Consider the following 17263-nt stretch of genomic DNA (forward strand, 5'->3'; position numbering starts at 1 on the left):
CCAGTGCCCCGAACGGCGTGTGCTTCTGATCTCATGGGGGGCGTCTGGCGGACTAAAACTAACAGCGCTAGTTTATGACCCACGACGACCAAGCCCCGCCGGGAGGAAGCGCGATGAAGGCACACGACGGCATGTACATCGACGGCGCGTGGCGCCCCGCCGCGGGCCGGGACGTGATCGAGGTCGTGAACCCGGCCGACGAGCAGATCATCGGGACGGTCCCCGCGGGCACCGCCGCTGACGTCGACGCCGCCGTACGGGCCGCCCGAGCCGCCCTCCCCGCCTGGGCCGCGACCGCGCCCGCCGAACGGGCCGCACGCCTGTCCGCTCTGCGGGACGTCCTCGTGGCCCGCAAGGACGAGATCGCCGAGACCGTCACCGCCGAACTCGGCGCGCCGCTCGCGTTCTCGCAGACGGTCCACGCCGGCGTCCCGATCGCGGTCGCCGCCTCGTACGCCGAACTGGCGGCGACGTACTCCTTCGAGGAGAAGGCCGGCAACTCGACCGTCCTTCTGGAGCCCGTGGGCGTGGTCGCCGCGATCACGCCCTGGAACTACCCCCTCCACCAGATCGTCGCCAAGGCCGCCCCGGCACTGGCGGCGGGCTGCACGGTGGTGCTCAAGCCCGCCGAGGACACCCCGCTGACCGCCCAGCTCTTCGCCGAGGCGGTCCATGAGGCCGGGATTCCGGCGGGCGTCTTCAACCTGGTCACCGGCCTCGGCCCGGTGGCGGGCCAGGCCCTCGCCGAACACCCGGATGTCGATCTGGTCTCCTTCACCGGTTCCACCGCCGTGGGCAAGCGGATCGGCGCGACCGCCGGGGGCGCGGTCAAGAAGGTGGCGCTGGAGCTGGGCGGCAAGTCCGCCAATGTCATCCTGCCGAGCGCCGACCTGGCCAAGGCGGTGAACGTCGGCGTCGCCAACGTGATGTCCAACTCCGGTCAGACGTGCAGTGCGTGGACCCGCATGCTGGTGCACCGGGACCAGTACGACGAGGCGGTAGGGCTCGCCGCGGCGGCCGCCGCCAAGTACGGCGACCGCATCGGCCCGGTGGTGAACGCCAAGCAGCGGGACCGGGTGCGCGGTTACATCGACAAGGGCGTGGCCGAGGGCGCCCGCCTGGTCGCGGGCGGCCCCGAATCCCCGCGCGAGCAGGGCTGCTTCGTCAGCCCCACCGTGTTCGCCGACGTCACCGAGGACATGACGATCGCCCAGGAGGAGATCTTCGGCCCGGTCCTGTCGATCCTGCGCTACGACGACGAGGACGACGCCCTGCGGATCGCCAACGGCACGGTCTACGGTCTCGCGGGAGCCGTCTGGGCCGGCGACGAGGCGGAGGCGGTGGCCTTCGCCCGACGGCTGGAGACCGGTCAGGTCGACATCAACGGCGGACGCTTCAACCCGCTCGCCCCCTTCGGCGGCTACAAGCAGTCCGGCGTGGGCCGCGAACTGGGCACCCACGGCCTGTCCGAGTACCTCCAGACCAAGTCCCTGCAGTTCTGAGGAGCCTTCGCATGGTCCGAGCCGCCGTTCTTCCCGCCGTGGGCGCCCCTGTGGAGATCACGGAGATCGACCTGCCCGACCCGGGCCCCGGCCAGGTCCGCGTCCGCCTCGCCGCCGCCGGGGTCTGCCACTCCGACCTGTCCCTGTCCAACGGCACCCTGCGGGTACCGGTCCCCGCGGTCCTCGGCCACGAGGGCGCGGGCACGGTCGTCGCCGTCGGCGAGGGGGTCACCCATGTCTCGCCAGGCGCCGGTGTGGTCCTCAACTGGGCCCCGTCCTGCGGAGGTTGCCACGCCTGCTCGCTCGGCGAGGTGTGGCTGTGCGCCAACGCGATGAACGGCGCCGCGGACGTCCACGCCCGGACCGCGGACGGCAGGGATCTCCACCCCGGCCTGAACGTCGCCGCGTTCGCCGAGGAGACGGTGGTGTCCGCGGCCTGCGTGCTCCCCGTCCCGGACGGTGTTCCGCTCACCGACGCGGCCCTCCTCGGCTGCGCGGTCCTCACCGGCTACGGCGCCGTCCACCACTCGGCGCAGGTCGAGCCGGGGGAGACGGTGGCCGTGTTCGGCGCCGGCGGGGTGGGGCTCGCCACCCTCCAGGCGGCGCGGATCGCCGGCGCCTCGAAGATCGTCGCGGTCGACGTCTCTCCCGAGAAGGAGGAGCTGGCGCGCGCGGCAGGAGCCACCGACTACGTCGTCGCCTCGGACGACACCGCCCGCGAGATCCGCGCCCTCACGGGCAAGCAGGGTGTCGACGTGGCCGTGGAGTGCGTGGGCCGGGCGACGACGATCCGCACGGCCTGGGACTCCACCCGCCGCGGCGGCCGCACCACGGTGGTCGGCATCGGGGGCAAGGACCAGCAGGTCACGTTCAACGCACTGGAGATCTTCCACTGGGGCCGCACCCTCTCGGGCTGTGTGTACGGCAACTCGGACCCGGCGAAGGACCTGCCGGAGCTGGCCGAGCATGTACGGGCGGGCCGCCTGGACCTGGGCGCACTGGTGACGGACCGGATCGCCCTGGAGGGCATCCCCGCGGCGTTCGAGAACATGCTGGCGGGCAAGGGCGGCCGGGCGCTGGTCACTTTCTGACGGAGGTCTGTTCAGGCAGATCGGGGGTCTGGGGGCGGAGCCCCCAGGTCCTCCGCTCGGCCCGCTGCAGCTGCCGCGACCGCGACACCGCCACGCCCGCCAGGCACAGCACCCCGCCCGCCAGCGTGAGCAGCCCCGGCACCTCGCCCAGCGCCAGCCACGACATCACCACGACCAGTGCGGGGACCGCGTACGTGGTCGCTCCCATGCGGCTTGCGGTCGTACGCGCCAGCGCGTACGCCCAGGTCGTGAAGGCCAGGGCGGTCGGGAACACGCCCAGGTAGAGCATGTTGAGGGTCGCGGAGACCGGCGCCTCGGCGGCGTCCCGGACCAGTTGACCGGCGAACGGCAGGCACACCACCGCGCCGACCAGGCACCCGAACGTCGTCACCTGCAGCGCGCTCGCCCGGCCCAGGGCCGGCTTCTGCGCCACGACACCGCCCGCGTAGCCGACCGCGGCGAGCAGGCACAGCACCACGCCGAGCACCGAGGACCCGCCGTCGCCCGACATCGACAGCCCCACGGTCACCGCTCCCGCGAAGGACACCGCCATCCCCGCGAGCAGCCGCGGCGGCATCGGGTCACCGAGCAGCCGCGACCCGAGCAGGGCGATGAGGATCGGCCCGATGTTCACGACCAGGGCGGCCGTACCGGCGTCCACCTGCTGTTCGCCCCAGTTCAGGACCACCATGTAGAAGCCGAACCACAGCACACCCGACAGCGCGATCCCGCGCCAGGCGGACCGCGGCGGCCACCCCTCCCGCCTCAGGAGACAGATCACCCCCAGCGCGAGCGCACCGGCCAGCAGCCGGCCGAGCGCCAGGGCACCCGGTGAGTACGCGGAGCCGGCACTGCGGATCGAGACGAAGGCGGAGGCCCACAGCACGACGCTGACAACGGCCGCGCCGGCGGCGAGCAGCTCGGTGCGGAGCACCGGCCGGGTCGGGGAGACGTTCATCATGCTCCAGAGGCTAGAGAGGAAGCGGTCAGGAGTCTCGCGGATTTCGGACATGACGCCGGGTGTGCGCAGAGTCGCCTGGCGGTCTGCGGAGCTGAGCCGGGCACCGAACGTCGGCGGAGCTCAGCGCAGCGCCCCCGCCTCGATGCCGAGCAGCTCGGACAGCGCGCCCTCGCCCGCCGCCGTCACCTTCACGGCCCGCTCCGAGCCGATGTGCACACACCACCCGGCATCGAGGGCATGCCGGCACAGGGCCGCGCCCGCGACGCCCGCGAGATGAGGGCGGCGCTCCGTCCAGTCGAGGCAGGCACGGGCCAGCGGGCGGCGGCCCGTACGGTCGAGCCGGATACCGGTGGCGTCGAACCAGCCGAGACCCGCGTCCGTGAGGGCGAAGCCGGTGTCCTGCCGCAACAGCCCCCGTGCCGTGAGCGCGTCGGTGAGCGCGATGCCGAGCCGTCCGGCCAGATGGTCGTAGCACGTGCGGCCGCGGGCCATCGCCGACCCGGCGCTCGACTCGCGCAGCGTGCGCGGACGTACGACGGCTTCCGGCGCGATCTGGGCCGCCAGGTCCTCCACCAGCTGGGCGACCCGGGGCCCGGCCAGCCGCACATACCGGTGCCGGCCCTGCCGCTCCTCGGTGAGCAGCCCGCCCGCGACCAGCTTGCCCAGATGCTCGCTGAGCGTCGACGCCGCGACGCCCGCGTGCCGAGCCAGCTCACCGGCGGTCCACGCCCGCCCGTTGAGCAGCGCAAGGAGAACCGCGGCCCGGGTCTCGTCGGCGATCAGCCGGGCGAGGCGTGCCAGCTCCGGTGCCCGAGGGTCCCTGGTGGTCATGCCCTCCAGCATGGAGCACGGACACTTCGGTGCCCGCCGAAGCGTTCCTACGTGGTACGGCTGACCTGCTCGTACTGCCGAACGAGGCCGTCCAGCAGCGCCGTCAGGCCCGTCTCGAAGGCCCGCTCGTCGATCTTCTCCTGCTGTTCGGCGAGGAGGTGGGCCTGCCCGAGGCGGGGGTAGTCGGCGGGGTCGTACGCGCTCGCGTCGTCCACGAAGCCGCCGGCGAAGGAGCCCAGTGCGGAGCCCATGATGAAGTACCGCATCAGCGCGCCGATGGATGTGGCATGCGCAGGCGGCCAGCCCGCGTCGACCATCGCGCCGTAGACAGCGTCCGCCAGGCGCAGTGCCGCGGGACGGCGGCCGGGGCCACGAGCGAGGACCGGGACGATGTTCGGGTGGTCGCGCAGGGCGGCGCGGTAGGAGACCGCCCAGTCGTGCAGGGCGGTCCGCCAGTCCCGGCCGTCCTCGAACATCGACAGGTCGACCTGGGCGCTCACCGAGTCGGCGACCGCCTCCAGGATCTCGTCCTTCGTACGGAAGTGGTTGTAGAGGGAGGGCCCGCTGACCCCCAGTTCGGCGGCGAGCCGGCGGGTGGAGACGGCCGCGAGGCCCTCCGCGTCCACCAGCGTCCGTGCGGTCTCGATGATCCGGTCGGTACTGAGAAGGGGCTTGTGCGGTCGGGCCATGGCGCACATAGTAGGGCTGCACAAGAGAAACTAGCAGTGCTAATTTAAATGTACGGTCTTCAAGATTCCTTCTCTGTGGGGTGACGCTGCATGAACCTGGAGCTCAGCGAGGAGCAGCAGGCCGTACGGCGGCTCGCGCGGGACTTCGTGGAGCGGGAGATCGCGCCGCACGTCGTCGCCTGGGACCGCGCCGAGGACGTCGACCGGTCGATCGTGAAGAAGCTCGGCGAGGTCGGCTTCCTGGGCCTGACGATCGACGAGGAGTACGGCGGCTCGGGCGGCGACCACCTTGCGTACTGCCTGGTCACCGAGGAGCTCGGCCGCGGTGACTCCTCGGTGCGCGGCATCGTCTCGGTCTCCCTCGGCCTGGTCGCCAAGACCGTCGCCGCCTGGGGAAGCGAGGAACAGAAGCGGCGGTGGCTGCCGGGGCTCACCTCCGGGGAGTACGTCGGCTGCTTCGGCCTGACCGAGCCGGGCACCGGGTCCGACGCCGGCAGCCTCACCACGCGCGCCGTCCGCGACGGCGACGACTACGTCATCAACGGCACCAAGATGTTCATCACCAACGGCACCTGGGCCGATGTGGTGCTGCTGTTCGCCCGCTCCACCGACGCCCCCGGCCACAAGGGCGTCTCCGCCTTCCTGGTGCCGGCCGACATCCCCGGCCTCACCCGCCGCACGCTCCACGGCAAGCTCGGTCTGCGCGGCCAGGCCACCGCCGAACTGGTGCTGGAGGACGTCCGCGTCCCTGCCGCGGCGATGCTCGGCGAGGAGGGCAAGGGCTTCTCGGTCGCCATGTCCGCCCTCGCCAAAGGGCGGATGTCGGTGGCGGCGGGCTGTGTCGGCATAGCCCAGGCGGCCCTGGACGCGGCCGTCCGCCACGCCGGCGAGCGCGAGCAGTTCGGCAGGACCATCGCGCACCACCAACTGGTGCAGGAGCTGATCAGCGACATCGCCGTCGACGTGGACGCGGCCCGGCTGCTGACCTGGCGGGTCGCCGACCTGGTCGACCGCGGGCTGCCGTTCGCCACCGAGTCCTCCAAGGCCAAGCTCTTCGCCTCGGAGGCGGCCGTCCGGGCCGCCAACAGCGCCCTCCAGGTCTTCGGCGGCTACGGCTACATCGACGAGTACCCGGCCGGCAAGCTGCTGCGCGACGCCCGTGTGATGACCCTCTACGAGGGCACCAGCCAGATCCAGAAGCTGCTCATCGGGCGGGCGCTGACCGGGGTTTCGGCCTTCTGAGAGCCCGAGCGTCTGAGTATCCGGCTGAGTACTTCGGCGGATGTGGCACGGGCCACTCCCGGCCATCCTTGTCCCCATGAGTGACACACCCGGCAAGCAGCAGAACACGGCCGCCTTCTACGGCCAGGCCGTCGCCTCCTTCTCCGTCGCCATGGGCGCGACCGCCATCGGCATCTTCAAGCTGAACGCCGACGCCTGGGTGCGGGCCTTCCTCGGGATCGCCGTCCTGTACCTGGTCACCTCCGCCTTCACCCTCGCCAAGGTCATCCGGGACCGGCAGGACGCGACGGCGGCCCGTGCCTACAGCCCCTTCGAGAAGCTTTGAGCCACCTTCCGCTGCACCGCACGTCCACGCTAAGCGCCCGCTCACCTTCGGCGGTATGGTGTTACCCCTGCCGGTGAAAGGGGCGAACGAGCGATGAGTACGGCGCAGGAGACGGTCGGCGGCGAGCCGCAGCCGTGGGGCGAGGTGACGCCCGACGCGGCGCGGCGGCTGCTCGTCGCCGCGGTGGAGGCCTTCGCTGAGCGCGGCTACCACGCCACGACGACCCGCGACATCGCGGGCCGCGCGGGCATGAGCCCCGCGGCGCTCTACATCCACTACAAGACCAAGGAAGAACTGCTCCACCGCATCAGCAGGATCGGCCATGAGAAGGCCCTGGAGATCCTCCGGACGGCGGCCCGTCGGGACGGCGGCGCGACCGAGCGGCTCGCCGACGCCGTGAGCTCCTTCGTCCGCTGGCACGCGGGCGGCCGTACCACCGCACGGGTCGTGCAGTACGAACTCGACTCGCTCGGCCCGGACGCCCGCGCCGAGATCCTCGCGCTGCGCCGCCAGGTCGACGCCGAGGTGCGCCACATCATCGAGGACGGCGTGGCGGCGGGCGAGTTCGAGGTGCGGGACGTCCACGGGACCACGCTCGCCGTGCTCTCCCTCTGCATCGACGTCGCCCGCTGGTTCAACGTCGACGGCCCCAGGACTCCCCAGGAGGTCGGCGAACTCTACGCCGACCTCGTGCTGCGGATGGTGGGGGCGGCGAAGTAGCCCACCCCCGGTCCTGCCCGCACCCGGTGACTAGACGTAGAAGCGGGCCACGGACTCCGCGACGCACACCGGCTTGTCGCCGCCCTCGCGCTCCACGCTGTAGGCGACGCTCAGCTGGACGCCGCCCGGCACGTCCTCGACGGCGCTGATCTTCGCGGTGGCGCGCAGCCGGGAGTCGACCGGGACGGGGGCGGGGAAGCGGACCTTGTTCGTGCCGTAGTTGACGCCCATCTTCACGCCCTCGACCTGGATCAGCTGCGGTCCGAAGAGGGGCAGCAGTGACAGCGTCAGATAGCCGTGCGCGATGGTCGTGCCGAACGGGCCCGCGGCCGCCTTCTCCGGATCCACATGGATCCACTGGTGATCGCCGGTCGCCTCGGCGAACAGGTCGATCCGCTTCTGGTCGATCTCCAGCCAGTCGGTGTACCCCAGCTGCTCGCCCACCGCTGCCTTCAGCTCGTCGACGGACGTGAAGATCCTCGGCTCTGCCATGTCCCTGGGCCTCCCGGGTCGCGTGTCGCGTGGCGCATGCTCGCGACGCAAAGTCTAAGCGACTGCTTAGCATGGTCGGACGGGAGCTCCCTGTCAACGGACCGGTCCCACGACGCGGTGGGTAGGGTTCGAGAGGTGCCCCAGATTCCCGAGAAGATCCACGAGCTCACGGTCGGCCAGCTCGCCGCCCGCAGCGGCGCCGCGGTGTCCGCCCTGCACTTCTACGAGTCCAAGGGTCTGATCAGCAGCCGCCGCACCGCGGGCAACCAGCGCCGCTACTCCCGGGACACCCTGCGCCGGGTGGCCTTCGTGCGGGCGGCGCAACGCGTGGGCATCCCACTGGCGACGATCCGGGACGCGCTCGCCGAACTGCCCGAGGAGCGGACGCCGACCCGGGAGGACTGGGCCCGTCTCTCCGCGGCCTGGCGGTCCGAACTCGATGAACGCATCACCCAGCTGAACCGGCTGCGCGATCACCTCACCGACTGCATCGGCTGCGGTTGTCTGTCCCTCGACACATGTGTGCTGTCCAATCCGGACGATGCCTTCGGCGAACGCCGGTCGGGGTCGCGACTGCTGGTGGAGCATCCGCGGGGCTGACGGGCGCCGTCGCGGGGGCCGCCCCCAGACCCCCGCTTCGGCCCCGCACGGGCCTCGTCCTCAAACGCCGGACGGGCTGAGTGTGCTCACTCGTACTCCGTTCCGCCCTTCCGGGTCAGATACGCCGGACTGACCGCCTTCGCGATCGCCCGCCCGCCGGTCACCGGGCTGTACCGCTCGACGAGCGGGCGGATGACCACGCCCTCCCGCAGATGCAGCCCGCGCCCCGACACGGTCTCCCGCCCCGTAGCGATCTCCAGCACCCGCTCGACGTCGTACGGCCCCACGAACAGCCGTGGCACCAGAGGAAGTTCGCCCTCCAGCAGCTCCGCCGCGTCCAGCCAGCGCACCGTCCCGTCGATCTCCGCCGAGACGTCGAACACGGCGTAGCCCAGCGTCTCGCGCCTCCCGTCGGCGCCGTACGTCAGGTCCTGCACCCCCGCGCCGTACACCTCGCCGAAGATCCCGATCCGGCGCGCCCGCAGCCGTTCCGCGAGCCGCGCGGCGACCTCGGCGACGCCGTGGCCGTGCACCGCCCGCCAGTACAGATTGCGCGGGTCCTCCTTCAGGGCCAGGGACTTGGCGCCGAAGCCCTTGGAGGAGACATGCACGCGGTCCTCGTCGGCGAGGCAGGTGAGCAGACAGGCCGAGCCGTGCAGCTTCTCGGTCAGGACCACATCCTCGCCCGGTGTGAAAACACCCGGGTACCGCTGGATGTTCTCGATGTCGACCCAGGGCAGCAGATCGGGCGCGGACTCGACGTCGCCGTTCATGGTGGGCGGGATCGGGGGCACCCACTTGACGATCCCGAGCCGCTCCGCGAAGTCGGTTCCCTCAGCCGCGGCCCGCGCCAGGTCGACGTCCGCCAGCGACTTCGGCCGGCACACGATGCCCTGGGACAGCTCGCCGCGCAGCCGCACCGCCTTGACGCGGTCGGAATTGCCGCCCGCCAGCCGCCCGGTCAGCCCCAGCTCCTCGATCAGCCCGGCCGGCAGCACGGACTGCTCGGGGATGTAGACGGCGGCCTCGCCGGTGCGGAACGCGCCCTTGGCGACGACGGCCCGGTACAGGCCCACCTGGGCCAGTTCGAGCGCGTCGGCGTTCGGATGCTCGTGAACGGTCAGCACTTCGGCGGTGACACGCAGCGTCGACATGAGGACTCCTCGGAGGCTTCAGGTGGCTTTCATCGCCTCCAACTGTCCTGATGGGAAAGGGCTGGAGCGACCGGTTTGGCGACTGCTACCGTGGCCGCCGCCCGAGGAGGCCGGCCCGCGTTCGATGGTGACATCCGTCACTGACAACGGCGGGACGACAGAAGGGGGGTGCGGCATCCCCGGCGCACCCCCGTCGTGCTCAGGCCGACATCAGCAGCCTTCCGCGCCTCGCGTCCGCCAGCGCCTCGGGCGTGAGCACGGGCCGCGGTACGAGAATCCCGCAGTCCGCGCAGACCGGACCCGTCGACGGTTCGTGGTCCAGCTCGTACTTCCAGACGAGGCGTTCCCCGCCGCACACCGGGCACTCCGCGCCCGGCTCCCGCTCCAGCGCGGAGATCAGACGGCGCAGCACCTCCGCGAGCGGTTCACGCGGGTGCACCCGGGGGTCGTCGCACCAGGCGACTCCGAAACCGCCCCAGGTCAGCCGGTGCCAGTCGTCCACGCTGCCCGGCCTGCGCAACCCGTCGTGCTTCTCCTTCCTGCGCCGCTCGGCGAACTCGACCTCATAGGCGAGCCAGACCGAACGCGCTTCCTCCAGCTCCTCCAGTGCGGCCACGAGCCGCGCCGGATCGGGGGACCGGTCCTCCGGGCCGAACCCGGCCCGGGAGCACAAATGGTCCCATGTCGCCCTGTGCCCGTAAGGAGCGAACCGCTCAAGGCACTTGCGCAGTGAGTAGCGCCGCAGCGCCAGGTCGCACCGCGGATCCCGCACCTGTCTCGCCAGACTCCGGAAACCGGCCATCGCCCTGCACCTCCGTCACAACTGCACCTGTACTTCGGTTACTTCGGCGTCTACGTACGGACGTCGCCGAATAGACGTATCGACAAGCGATTCGGCTCCATCCGTTTTCCGATGACCTCCATCAGCAGGCCGTACGGACTCGAAAAGGTGACGCATATTCATCTTCGATCCCGGGGACACCGGCCGGAGCGGCCGGCGTGCCCCGCCCACCTTGCTCGACAGACTGAGAACTCCCGGCGGAATCCCCGGGTTCCTGAAGACGGCATCCGTATGCGCCCTGATGGCCGGTCTTCTTCCCAAGCGGCGGCGGCCGCCGAGGTCACGGCGGCCAACGCCTGCATCGACGCCTCCGACAGCGGCCGATACTTCTCCGGTGATTACGTGCTGACCGGTCAGAAGGACTCAATCACCAACGCCGGCACCATTGCACACGTCAACGCGGTGACGGGTCCGTGGCGGTGGGCCGGGCGATGCGGCCCGCCGCCACCACCACCTGCGCCAGCTCCCGGTGCACGATGTCGCTGTGCGCGCCCGTCGGCGGCCCGCCGCGCCTGACCACGGCGGCCGCGTCGATGTTCACGCACCCCGAGGCGGGCAGTTTCGTCCGCAGCGCGTCGGCGAGCTTGAACGCGCGCGTGCCCGGCACCGCCTGCACGCCGTCGTGCCCCATCGCGCCCCACTTGGCGCCCAGGAGCTTGCCGAGGCCGAACTCGGCGACTCCCTCCGCGTCGCCCGCCATGCGCGAGGCCAGCGGATAGATCGTCCCGAGGGCCGTGTCGAAGCGGGAGTAGCAGCACACCAGGGGCCCGTCGATGCGGTTCTGCCGGCCCTGCAGCACACCGCCCGCGCGCGGGTCGTGGGGCAGCCGGGCCGCGAACGCGTAGTGCGAGAAGGCCCCCTGGAGCAGCGTCACCGACTTCACCGTGTGCACGCCCCTGGGCAGTCCGCGCAGTGCGAACGACACCAGCCGCCCGCCGAAGCTGTGCCCGACGAGATGCACGCGTACATCCGGTGCCGCCGCCGCGAGCTGTCCGATCACCCGGCCGAGTCCCCGCTCCCCGACGGTTCCCGCGCGCCGCTTCATCGCGTAGTACGTGGCCTGGCGCAGCAGTTCATGGGCGCCGTCCCACGGGTTGGGCAGCGCGAACCCCTCCGCCCCGCCGGGATTCTCCAGAGCCGCCAGTGCCCGCGCGTACTCCTCGCAGGCCGCCGCCGTGGGCCCGGAGAACATCTCGGGCTCGCCCTGCGGCACACCCTCCGCCAGTGTGTCCGTGGCGAACAGCGCCTGGGGCCCCGACGGCACCACGTCCACCAGCAGCCGCACGAGCCGCCCGAACTCCTCCAGCTCCGTCTCCTCGCGGGGCTGCTGGTCCAGCAGCCGGGCGAGCTGGTCGATCACGGTCGTCCGGCCGGGGAAGGTCTCCAGGAGCGCGCGCCGGGTGTCCTTGTCGAGGGCGGGCCGCCGGGTCGTCTCCGCGGCCATGGACCGCGGAAGGTCGGGAATCGGCTCGTCCGAGAACCGCATGGACGGCCATACGACCCCCACATACCCGAGCCGGGCCCGCGGCGCCAGTTCCGGGAACGGCGCGAAGAAGCCGCTGTAGAGCCGGGTCGCGCCCGAGCGGTCGCTGTTCCAGCCGTGCGAGAAGACGACGAGATCACGGACCCCGCGCTCCTCGACCTGGGCGAGCAGACGGTCCCGTTTCCCTCGGTCCGGGTCGCCGTCCGCGTCGAAGGTCAGCTCCCAGTAAGGCGCCACGCTCATAGCCGGATCCACCATGACAAGTCCCCCTCGTCCCCCGAAGTGGTGCGATGTGGGCGCATCGTCCCGCTACCGGGCAAGGTTGGCCATACGTCATGACTCATCCGGGTGATTCAGTGGTAAAGGAGGTACTCCCGGCGCACTTTCCGGAACGCCCCGAGCTCCTCCCGCCAGCCCGCGGCCACTTCGTCGGCGTCCGCCCCCGCGTCGATCGCGGAACGCACCCAGGTGGACCCGGTCAGCTTGTCGATCCAGTTGTCGGAGCGCCAACCGAAGCCGCTCCACACCTTCTTGGCGGTCACCAGGAGCGCGATCCCCGTGCGTACGGGGTCGAAGGCGGCCCGGTCGTGCACATGGATCTGCACGCCGCCGATGGTCTTCCCCTGGAACTTGGAGAAGGTCGGCGCGAAGTACGCCTCCCTGAAGTGCACCCCGGGCAGCCCGAGTCCGTTCACCGCCGCCGCCCACCGCCCGTCGACACCTTCCGCGCCGAGCAGTTCGAAGGGCCGGGTGGTGCCGCGCCCCTCCGACAGGTTCGTGCCCTCGAAGAGGCAGGTCCCCGAGTACACCAGGGCCGTGTCCGGGGTGGGCATGTTGGGGCTCGGCGGCACCCAGGGCAGCCGACCGGCGTCGTAGAACTCCGATCGCCGCCAGCCCGTCATGAGTACGGTGTCCAGCTCCACCGGCGTGGTCAGGAACTCCCCGTTGAACAGCCGCGCCAGCTCGGCGACGGTCATCCCGTGCGCCTGCGCGATGGGCTGCCGCCCCACGAAACTCGCGAACTCCTTGTGCAGCACCGGGCCCAGGGCGGCCCGCCCGGTCACCGGGTTCGGCCGGTCCAGGACGACGAACCGCTTGCCCGCGAGCTGCGCCGCCTCCATGCAGTCGTACAGCGTCCAGATGTACGTGTAGAAGCGCGCGCCCACGTCCTGGATGTCGAAGACGACGGTGTCCACGCCGGACGCGGTGAAGATGTCCGCCAGTGGCTGTCCGCTCTTCAGGTAGGTGTCGTAGACGGGCAGTCCGGTCGCCGGGTCGTCGTAGCGGCCCTCGGAGCCGCCGGCCTGCGCGGTGCCGCGGAAACCGTGCTCGGGGCCGAAGACGGCGGTCAGGTTCACCCGGTTGTCGGCGTGCATGACGTCCACGATGTGGCGGACGTCGCGGGTGACGCCGGTGGGGTTGGTGACGACGCCGGTGCGCCGGCCGCCGAGCCGGGCGTAGCCGGTTGCCGCCATTCGTTCGAAGCCGGTGCGGAGGGGTTTGTGGCGTGGGCCTGCGGTGGCTGGGGGTGCGCTGGTCAGGGATGTTGCTGCCGTTGTCGCTGCGAGCAGGGCTCGTCTGGAAAGGCGCATGGTGTGCACGGTAGGTGCTCCCGCGGGTTGTGGGGAGTGTGCGGGTGCGCTGTGGCTTGTCGCGCCCCGCGCCGTAGCCGCCCATCGATGCTGCCCCGCGCCCCTGGCGGCATGGCAGTCGGCCTTTTCGTGTGACATACCGACCGGTTAGTCTGTGTGTTCAGCCGGGCCGCAGTCTAAGGAGACCGATGGTGGAAGCCGTTCAGGGTGCTGGTGTGGTCGTCACCGGGGCCGGAGGAGGGATCGGGGCCGCCCTTGCCCGGCGGTTCGCCGCCGAGGGAGCCCGCGTCGTCGTCAATGACCTGGACGCGGGCAAGGCAGAAGCCGTCGCCGCCGAGGTCGGAGGGGTTGCGGTGGCCGGGGATGCCTCCGCGATCGTCGCCGAGGCGCGGGACGCGCTCGGTGGAGTGGTCGACGTCTACTGTGCCAACGCCGGTGTCGCCTTCGGGGGTGCGGAGGTGGCCGACCTCGCCGACGAGAGGGCCTGGGCGGTCTCCTGGGACGTCAATGTCATGGCGCATGTCCGTGCGGCCCACGCACTGCTCCCGGACTGGCTGGAGCGCGGCAGCGGTCGCTTCGTCTCCACCGTGTCGGCCGCCGGGCTGCTCACCATGCTCGGCGCCGCGCCCTACAGCGTCACCAAGCACGGCGCGTACGCCTTCGCCGAGTGGCTGTCACTGACGTACCGCCACCGTGGTCTCAAGGTCCACGCCGTCTGTCCGCAGGGCGTGCGCACCGACATGCTGGCCGCCACCGGCAGCGCCGGCGACCTGGTGCTGAAGCCGACCGCGATCGAGCCGGACGACGTGGCGGACGCCCTCTTCAAGGGCATCGAGGAGGACCGCTTCCTGATCCTGCCGCACCCCGAGGTCGCCGGGTTTTACCAGGCCAGGGCGGCCGAACCCGACCGCTGGCTCACCAACATGAACCACCTCCAGCAGAAGTGGGAGGCGAGCCTGTGACCGAGCACGTCGACCTCCGTTCGGGCGCCGACCCGGACCCGGATGAACTCGCGATGTACGGCAGGGAGAGACTGGCCGCCTGCACGTACCCGCGGTAGGGGGAGATCCTGCCCGATTTGCCGAAAACGGCGCATGGGAAGATCCTCCGTCGGGAACTTCGTTCCGCCCGCACGACGGGTGCGAAAACCGGTAAGAACACGTGGGAAAACAACAGAAAGCCCGGAAGGCAGGTGGCGGCACAGTGCCCAGGACGACCGACGGAGACGGTACGCCCGTCCCGCAGCGGCTGTTGGCCGCCGCCACGCGGCTCTTCGCCGAGCAGGGCTACGACCGCACCTCCGTGCAGGAGATCGTCGAGGCGGCCGGCGTCACCAAGGGAGCGCTCTACCACTACTTCGGCTCCAAGGACGACCTTCTGCACGAGGTGTACGCGCGCGTGCTGCGCGTCCAGCAGGAGCGGCTCGACGCGCTGGCCGGCGCCGACGAGCCGGTCGAGAAGCGGCTGCGGGCCGCGGCGGCCGACGTCGTCGTCACCACGATCGAGAACCTCGACGACGCGATGATCTTCTTCCGCTCGATGCACCATCTGAGCCCCGAGAAGAACAAGCAGGTGCGCGCGGAGCGCCGGCGCTACCACGAACGCTTCCGTGCGCTCATCGAGGAGGGCCAGCAGTCGGGCGTCTTCTCCACGGCGACCCCGGCCGACCTCGTGGTCGACTACCACTTCGGCTCCGTGCACCATCTGTCCACGTGGTACCGCCCCGACGGCCCGCTCAGCCCGCAGCAGGTCGCCGACCATCTGGCCGACCTGCTGCTGCGGGCTCTCAGGCCCTAGGGGGTGTCGTTTGGATCATGCGGGCGTCGCGGGGTGTGGCACGCACATCTGCCGCGTTGTCGTCACTCGCCGACGCTCCGCGTCGACTCCCTCCTCCGCCTTGCAGCTGCACGCACCACACCCCGCTCGACTTGGCTGCAAGGGCACCGCTTCTCACGGCCAGCCTGATCCAAACGACACCCCCTAGAAGGCCGATGAAGATCTTGGTGTGGGGCTGTCCGGCCGTCAGGCCGGACAGCCCCTGCGGTCATGGACCGGCCGGTGCAAGGTGCCAGGTGCCACTGGTGTGGGTGAGTCCGAGGTTGATCAGTCGGCGGAGGTTGAGGGCGGCGGCCCGGGTGTGGAGCCAGGTGTCGTTCTTGATGGTGCCGCGGTAGCGCAGACGCCTGTTGCCGTGGTGGACGAGCCAGGCGACGGCGCGTTCGACCGGGGGGCGCCAGCGGCGGTAGTCGGCCTGCCAGCCGGGGTCGGTGGCGGCCTGGTGGCGGGCGGCTGTCTGGAGGTCGTGGTGCGGGCGGATGGTCAGGATGCGTCCGGCCTTGGCTTTGGTGCACCGCTCGCGCAGGTGGCATCCGGTGCATAAGTCTCCGAAAGAGGCTTTGCGTTGGTGGTGCTGCCCGCCGGGGTCGGACAGGGCCACGGTGTGTCCGGCCGGGCAGGTCACGATGGCGGCTGTGGTGTCGATGGCGAAGTCGTCGAGGGTGAAGCCGCCGGCGACGGCGGGCCGCAGCGGTGCGGGTTTGAGGAACAGCCGGTGCCCCGCCTCGTGGAGGGTCTGGCGGGCGTCGCCGCTGGAGTAGGCGGTGTCACCGAAGACGTCCAGCGGGTTGTCCTCGTCGGCGAGCAGGTCCAGGCCGACGGCGGCCTCGTGGTGTTCGGCTCCGGCGCCGGGCCGCAGGGCGACGGCGGTGTAGAGGCCGGTCTCGGGCTCGATGGCCAGGTGGGCCTTGAAGCCGTCCTGCTGATGGTTGCGGGTCTTGTGGACGTGCCGTGCTTCGGGATCGACGGTGGAGACCATCCGGCTGGGGGCGGTGCCCCGGGTGATGCGCCAGCGTCCGTCGCGGCCGTCGGAGTCCTCGGCGGGCTCGACGTCCTGGCCGGCGACCAGGGCCAGGATGCCCACCGCGTTCGCGGCTTTGTCCCCGAGTTGCTGTTCGGGCAGGTGACCCAGCAGCCGCAGGGCATCTGTGACCAGCGTGTCGACCAGCGCGGCGCGGGCCTGCTCGTCGTTCCAGGCGATGCGGGGCTTGCCCGGGTCGGTGTAGTCGTGCGCGGTGCACTGCGCAGCGGCGACCGCGTCGGCGCCGGGGACCTCGCGGATCACCGCCCTCACGGCGGCGATGATCTGGGTGACGGTGTCCTGGGTGGCGACCGCGTCGTCCAGCACGGTGGAGTCCAGCGCCCGGCGGTGCTTGCCCTTGAGTACGCCGGTTGCCTTCACGACCTCGCGTACGGCCTCGAAGATGCGGTTCGGGCGGGTGGAACGGGCCAGTCGGCGGCGGAAGTAGGCCAGCAGCGACGGATCGAACGCCATGTCGTTGAGGCCCAGGCCGCATGCGGCCTTCCACCGCAGGTCGCACCGCAGTTCCTGGACCGTCTCGAAGTCCGACAGCCCGTGCAGGGCCTGCAAGGTGATCGCGGCGGCCAGGATCTGCGGCGGCATGCTCGGCCGTCCGTTCGCCGACGGGTACATGTCCACGAACATCTCAGCCGGGAACAGCTCGCCGCGACGCTCGGCCAGGAACGCGAACACACTCCTGGCCGGGATCAGTTCCCGGCAGGTCTCCCACACGTCCGGCCCGACGGTCTCGCCGACCCACTCACCCATCGCCACATGACGAGTCTGGCCCTGCCACTCACGCGGCAGGGCCAGAACCCAAGATCTTCATAAGCCTTCTAGCCGCGGTTCCGAGCATGGGTGAGGGGCGGCCGCAACAGCGGCC

17 protein-coding genes are annotated in these 17263 nt (G+C 71.2%); 8 read left to right on the forward strand and 9 right to left on the reverse strand.

The features are described from left to right. The first annotated feature begins 113 nt into the window (after positions 1–113). The gene (locus tag F7R91_RS00500; RefSeq protein WP_150943243.1) at positions 114–1502 is read left to right on the forward strand and encodes an aldehyde dehydrogenase family protein; all 1389 of its coding nucleotides are present in this window, start codon (positions 114–116) and stop codon (positions 1500–1502) included. An 11-nt stretch (positions 1503–1513) separates the two neighbouring features. After that, on the forward strand, positions 1514–2593 hold the full coding sequence (locus F7R91_RS00505; protein ID WP_150943245.1) for a Zn-dependent alcohol dehydrogenase: 1080 nt from the start codon (positions 1514–1516) through the stop codon (positions 2591–2593). Here the strand turns inward: F7R91_RS00505 and F7R91_RS00510 are convergent. The 3 genes from F7R91_RS00510 to F7R91_RS00520 all read right to left on the reverse strand — a co-directional run bounded on the left by F7R91_RS00510 (position 2583) and on the right by F7R91_RS00520 (position 5074). After that, the gene (locus tag F7R91_RS00510) at positions 2583–3554 is read right to left on the reverse strand and encodes a DMT family transporter (RefSeq protein ID WP_408055997.1); all 972 of its coding nucleotides are present in this window, start codon (positions 3552–3554) and stop codon (positions 2583–2585) included. The genes F7R91_RS00505 and F7R91_RS00510 overlap by 11 nt on opposite strands. A 120-nt stretch (positions 3555–3674) precedes the next feature. Further along, positions 3675–4385 (reverse strand): ArsR/SmtB family transcription factor, encoded by a 711-nt coding sequence (locus F7R91_RS00515; protein WP_150943247.1) that lies wholly within the window; start codon positions 4383–4385, stop codon positions 3675–3677. Between the two features lie 47 nt (positions 4386–4432). Continuing rightward, complete coding sequence (locus F7R91_RS00520) at positions 4433–5074, reverse strand: TetR/AcrR family transcriptional regulator (RefSeq protein ID WP_150943249.1); 642 nt, start codon at positions 5072–5074, stop codon at positions 4433–4435. 90 nt (positions 5075–5164) lie between these two features. Here F7R91_RS00520 and F7R91_RS00525 point away from each other — a divergent pair, with 90 nt between their 5' ends. From F7R91_RS00525 to F7R91_RS00535, 3 genes are all read left to right on the forward strand, one after another. Beyond that, positions 5165–6316, forward strand: a complete 1152-nt coding sequence (locus F7R91_RS00525) for an acyl-CoA dehydrogenase family protein (RefSeq protein ID WP_150943251.1) — start codon at positions 5165–5167, stop codon at positions 6314–6316. Positions 6317–6392: 76 nt separating this feature from the next. Then, positions 6393–6641, forward strand: coding sequence for a YiaA/YiaB family inner membrane protein (locus F7R91_RS00530; RefSeq protein ID WP_150943252.1), 249 nt, complete (start codon positions 6393–6395; stop codon positions 6639–6641). A gap of 93 nt (positions 6642–6734) precedes the next feature. Beyond that, a complete protein-coding gene (locus tag F7R91_RS00535) occupies positions 6735–7361 on the forward strand; it encodes a TetR/AcrR family transcriptional regulator (RefSeq protein ID WP_150943255.1) in 627 nt (208 codons plus the stop codon). 30 nt (positions 7362–7391) lie between these two features. On the opposite strand, the gene F7R91_RS00540 is transcribed toward F7R91_RS00535, so the two are convergent. After that, positions 7392–7853 carry a MaoC family dehydratase gene (locus F7R91_RS00540; protein WP_150943257.1) on the reverse strand — a complete coding sequence of 154 codons (462 nt, stop codon included), beginning with the start codon at positions 7851–7853 and terminating at the stop codon, positions 7392–7394. Between the two features lie 135 nt (positions 7854–7988). Here F7R91_RS00540 and soxR point away from each other — a divergent pair, with 135 nt between their 5' ends. Beyond that, positions 7989–8453: a redox-sensitive transcriptional activator SoxR gene (gene soxR / locus F7R91_RS00545; RefSeq protein WP_150943259.1), complete on the forward strand. Its 465-nt coding sequence runs from the start codon at positions 7989–7991 to the stop codon at positions 8451–8453. A gap of 86 nt (positions 8454–8539) precedes the next feature. On the opposite strand, the gene F7R91_RS00550 is transcribed toward soxR, so the two are convergent. From F7R91_RS00550 to F7R91_RS00565, 4 genes are all read right to left on the reverse strand, one after another. Continuing rightward, positions 8540–9607: an RNA ligase (ATP) gene (locus F7R91_RS00550; protein ID WP_150943261.1), complete on the reverse strand. Its 1068-nt coding sequence runs from the start codon at positions 9605–9607 to the stop codon at positions 8540–8542. Between the two features lie 199 nt (positions 9608–9806). After that, entirely contained in the window at positions 9807–10409 is a 603-nt protein-coding gene (locus tag F7R91_RS00555) for a hypothetical protein (protein WP_150943263.1), read from the reverse strand. A gap of 433 nt (positions 10410–10842) precedes the next feature. Beyond that, positions 10843–12189, reverse strand: a complete 1347-nt coding sequence (locus F7R91_RS00560) for a serine-threonine protein kinase (protein ID WP_150943265.1) — start codon at positions 12187–12189, stop codon at positions 10843–10845. Positions 12190–12284: 95 nt separating this feature from the next. Then, entirely contained in the window at positions 12285–13523 is a 1239-nt protein-coding gene (locus F7R91_RS00565) for an exo-beta-N-acetylmuramidase NamZ family protein (protein ID WP_150943267.1), read from the reverse strand. Positions 13524–13711: 188 nt separating this feature from the next. Between F7R91_RS00565 and F7R91_RS00570 the strand changes: the two genes are divergently transcribed. Continuing rightward, positions 13712–14485, forward strand: a complete 774-nt coding sequence (locus F7R91_RS00570) for an SDR family oxidoreductase (protein ID WP_150943269.1) — start codon at positions 13712–13714, stop codon at positions 14483–14485. Positions 14486–14726: 241 nt separating this feature from the next. Then, positions 14727–15320: a TetR/AcrR family transcriptional regulator gene (locus F7R91_RS00580; RefSeq protein ID WP_150943272.1), complete on the forward strand. Its 594-nt coding sequence runs from the start codon at positions 14727–14729 to the stop codon at positions 15318–15320. Between the two features lie 247 nt (positions 15321–15567). On the opposite strand, the gene F7R91_RS00590 is transcribed toward F7R91_RS00580, so the two are convergent. Beyond that, positions 15568–17148 carry an IS1182 family transposase gene (locus F7R91_RS00590; protein WP_150943274.1) on the reverse strand — a complete coding sequence of 527 codons (1581 nt, stop codon included), beginning with the start codon at positions 17146–17148 and terminating at the stop codon, positions 15568–15570. Positions 17149–17263 lie beyond the last annotated feature (115 nt).

Source organism: Streptomyces luteolifulvus, assembly GCF_008806595.1.
Classification (GTDB): domain Bacteria; phylum Actinomycetota; class Actinomycetes; order Streptomycetales; family Streptomycetaceae; genus Streptomyces; species Streptomyces luteolifulvus.

Excerpts from the sequence above, each read along its gene's own strand:
- F7R91_RS00570 (WP_150943269.1), top strand. The coding sequence starts at position 13,712 with ATGGTGGAAGCCGTTCAGGGTGCTGGTGTGGTCGTCACCGGGGCCGGA.
- F7R91_RS00530 (WP_150943252.1), top strand. The coding sequence starts at position 6,393 with ATGAGTGACACACCCGGCAAGCAGCAGAACACGGCCGCCTTCTACGGC.
- F7R91_RS00535 (WP_150943255.1), top strand. The coding sequence starts at position 6,735 with ATGAGTACGGCGCAGGAGACGGTCGGCGGCGAGCCGCAGCCGTGGGGC.
- F7R91_RS00510 (WP_408055997.1), bottom strand. The coding sequence starts at position 3,554 with ATGATGAACGTCTCCCCGACCCGGCCGGTGCTCCGCACCGAGCTGCTC.
- F7R91_RS00555 (WP_150943263.1), bottom strand. The coding sequence starts at position 10,409 with ATGGCCGGTTTCCGGAGTCTGGCGAGACAGGTGCGGGATCCGCGGTGC.
- F7R91_RS00550 (WP_150943261.1), bottom strand. The coding sequence starts at position 9,607 with ATGTCGACGCTGCGTGTCACCGCCGAAGTGCTGACCGTTCACGAGCAT.
- F7R91_RS00560 (WP_150943265.1), bottom strand. The coding sequence starts at position 12,189 with ATGGTGGATCCGGCTATGAGCGTGGCGCCTTACTGGGAGCTGACCTTC.
- F7R91_RS00525 (WP_150943251.1), top strand. The coding sequence starts at position 5,165 with ATGAACCTGGAGCTCAGCGAGGAGCAGCAGGCCGTACGGCGGCTCGCG.
- F7R91_RS00505 (WP_150943245.1), top strand. The coding sequence starts at position 1,514 with ATGGTCCGAGCCGCCGTTCTTCCCGCCGTGGGCGCCCCTGTGGAGATC.
- F7R91_RS00515 (WP_150943247.1), bottom strand. The coding sequence starts at position 4,385 with ATGACCACCAGGGACCCTCGGGCACCGGAGCTGGCACGCCTCGCCCGG.
- F7R91_RS00540 (WP_150943257.1), bottom strand. The coding sequence starts at position 7,853 with ATGGCAGAGCCGAGGATCTTCACGTCCGTCGACGAGCTGAAGGCAGCG.
- F7R91_RS00590 (WP_150943274.1), bottom strand. The coding sequence starts at position 17,148 with ATGGGTGAGTGGGTCGGCGAGACCGTCGGGCCGGACGTGTGGGAGACC.
- F7R91_RS00565 (WP_150943267.1), bottom strand. The coding sequence starts at position 13,523 with ATGCGCCTTTCCAGACGAGCCCTGCTCGCAGCGACAACGGCAGCAACA.
- F7R91_RS00500 (WP_150943243.1), top strand. The coding sequence starts at position 114 with ATGAAGGCACACGACGGCATGTACATCGACGGCGCGTGGCGCCCCGCC.
- F7R91_RS00520 (WP_150943249.1), bottom strand. The coding sequence starts at position 5,074 with ATGGCCCGACCGCACAAGCCCCTTCTCAGTACCGACCGGATCATCGAG.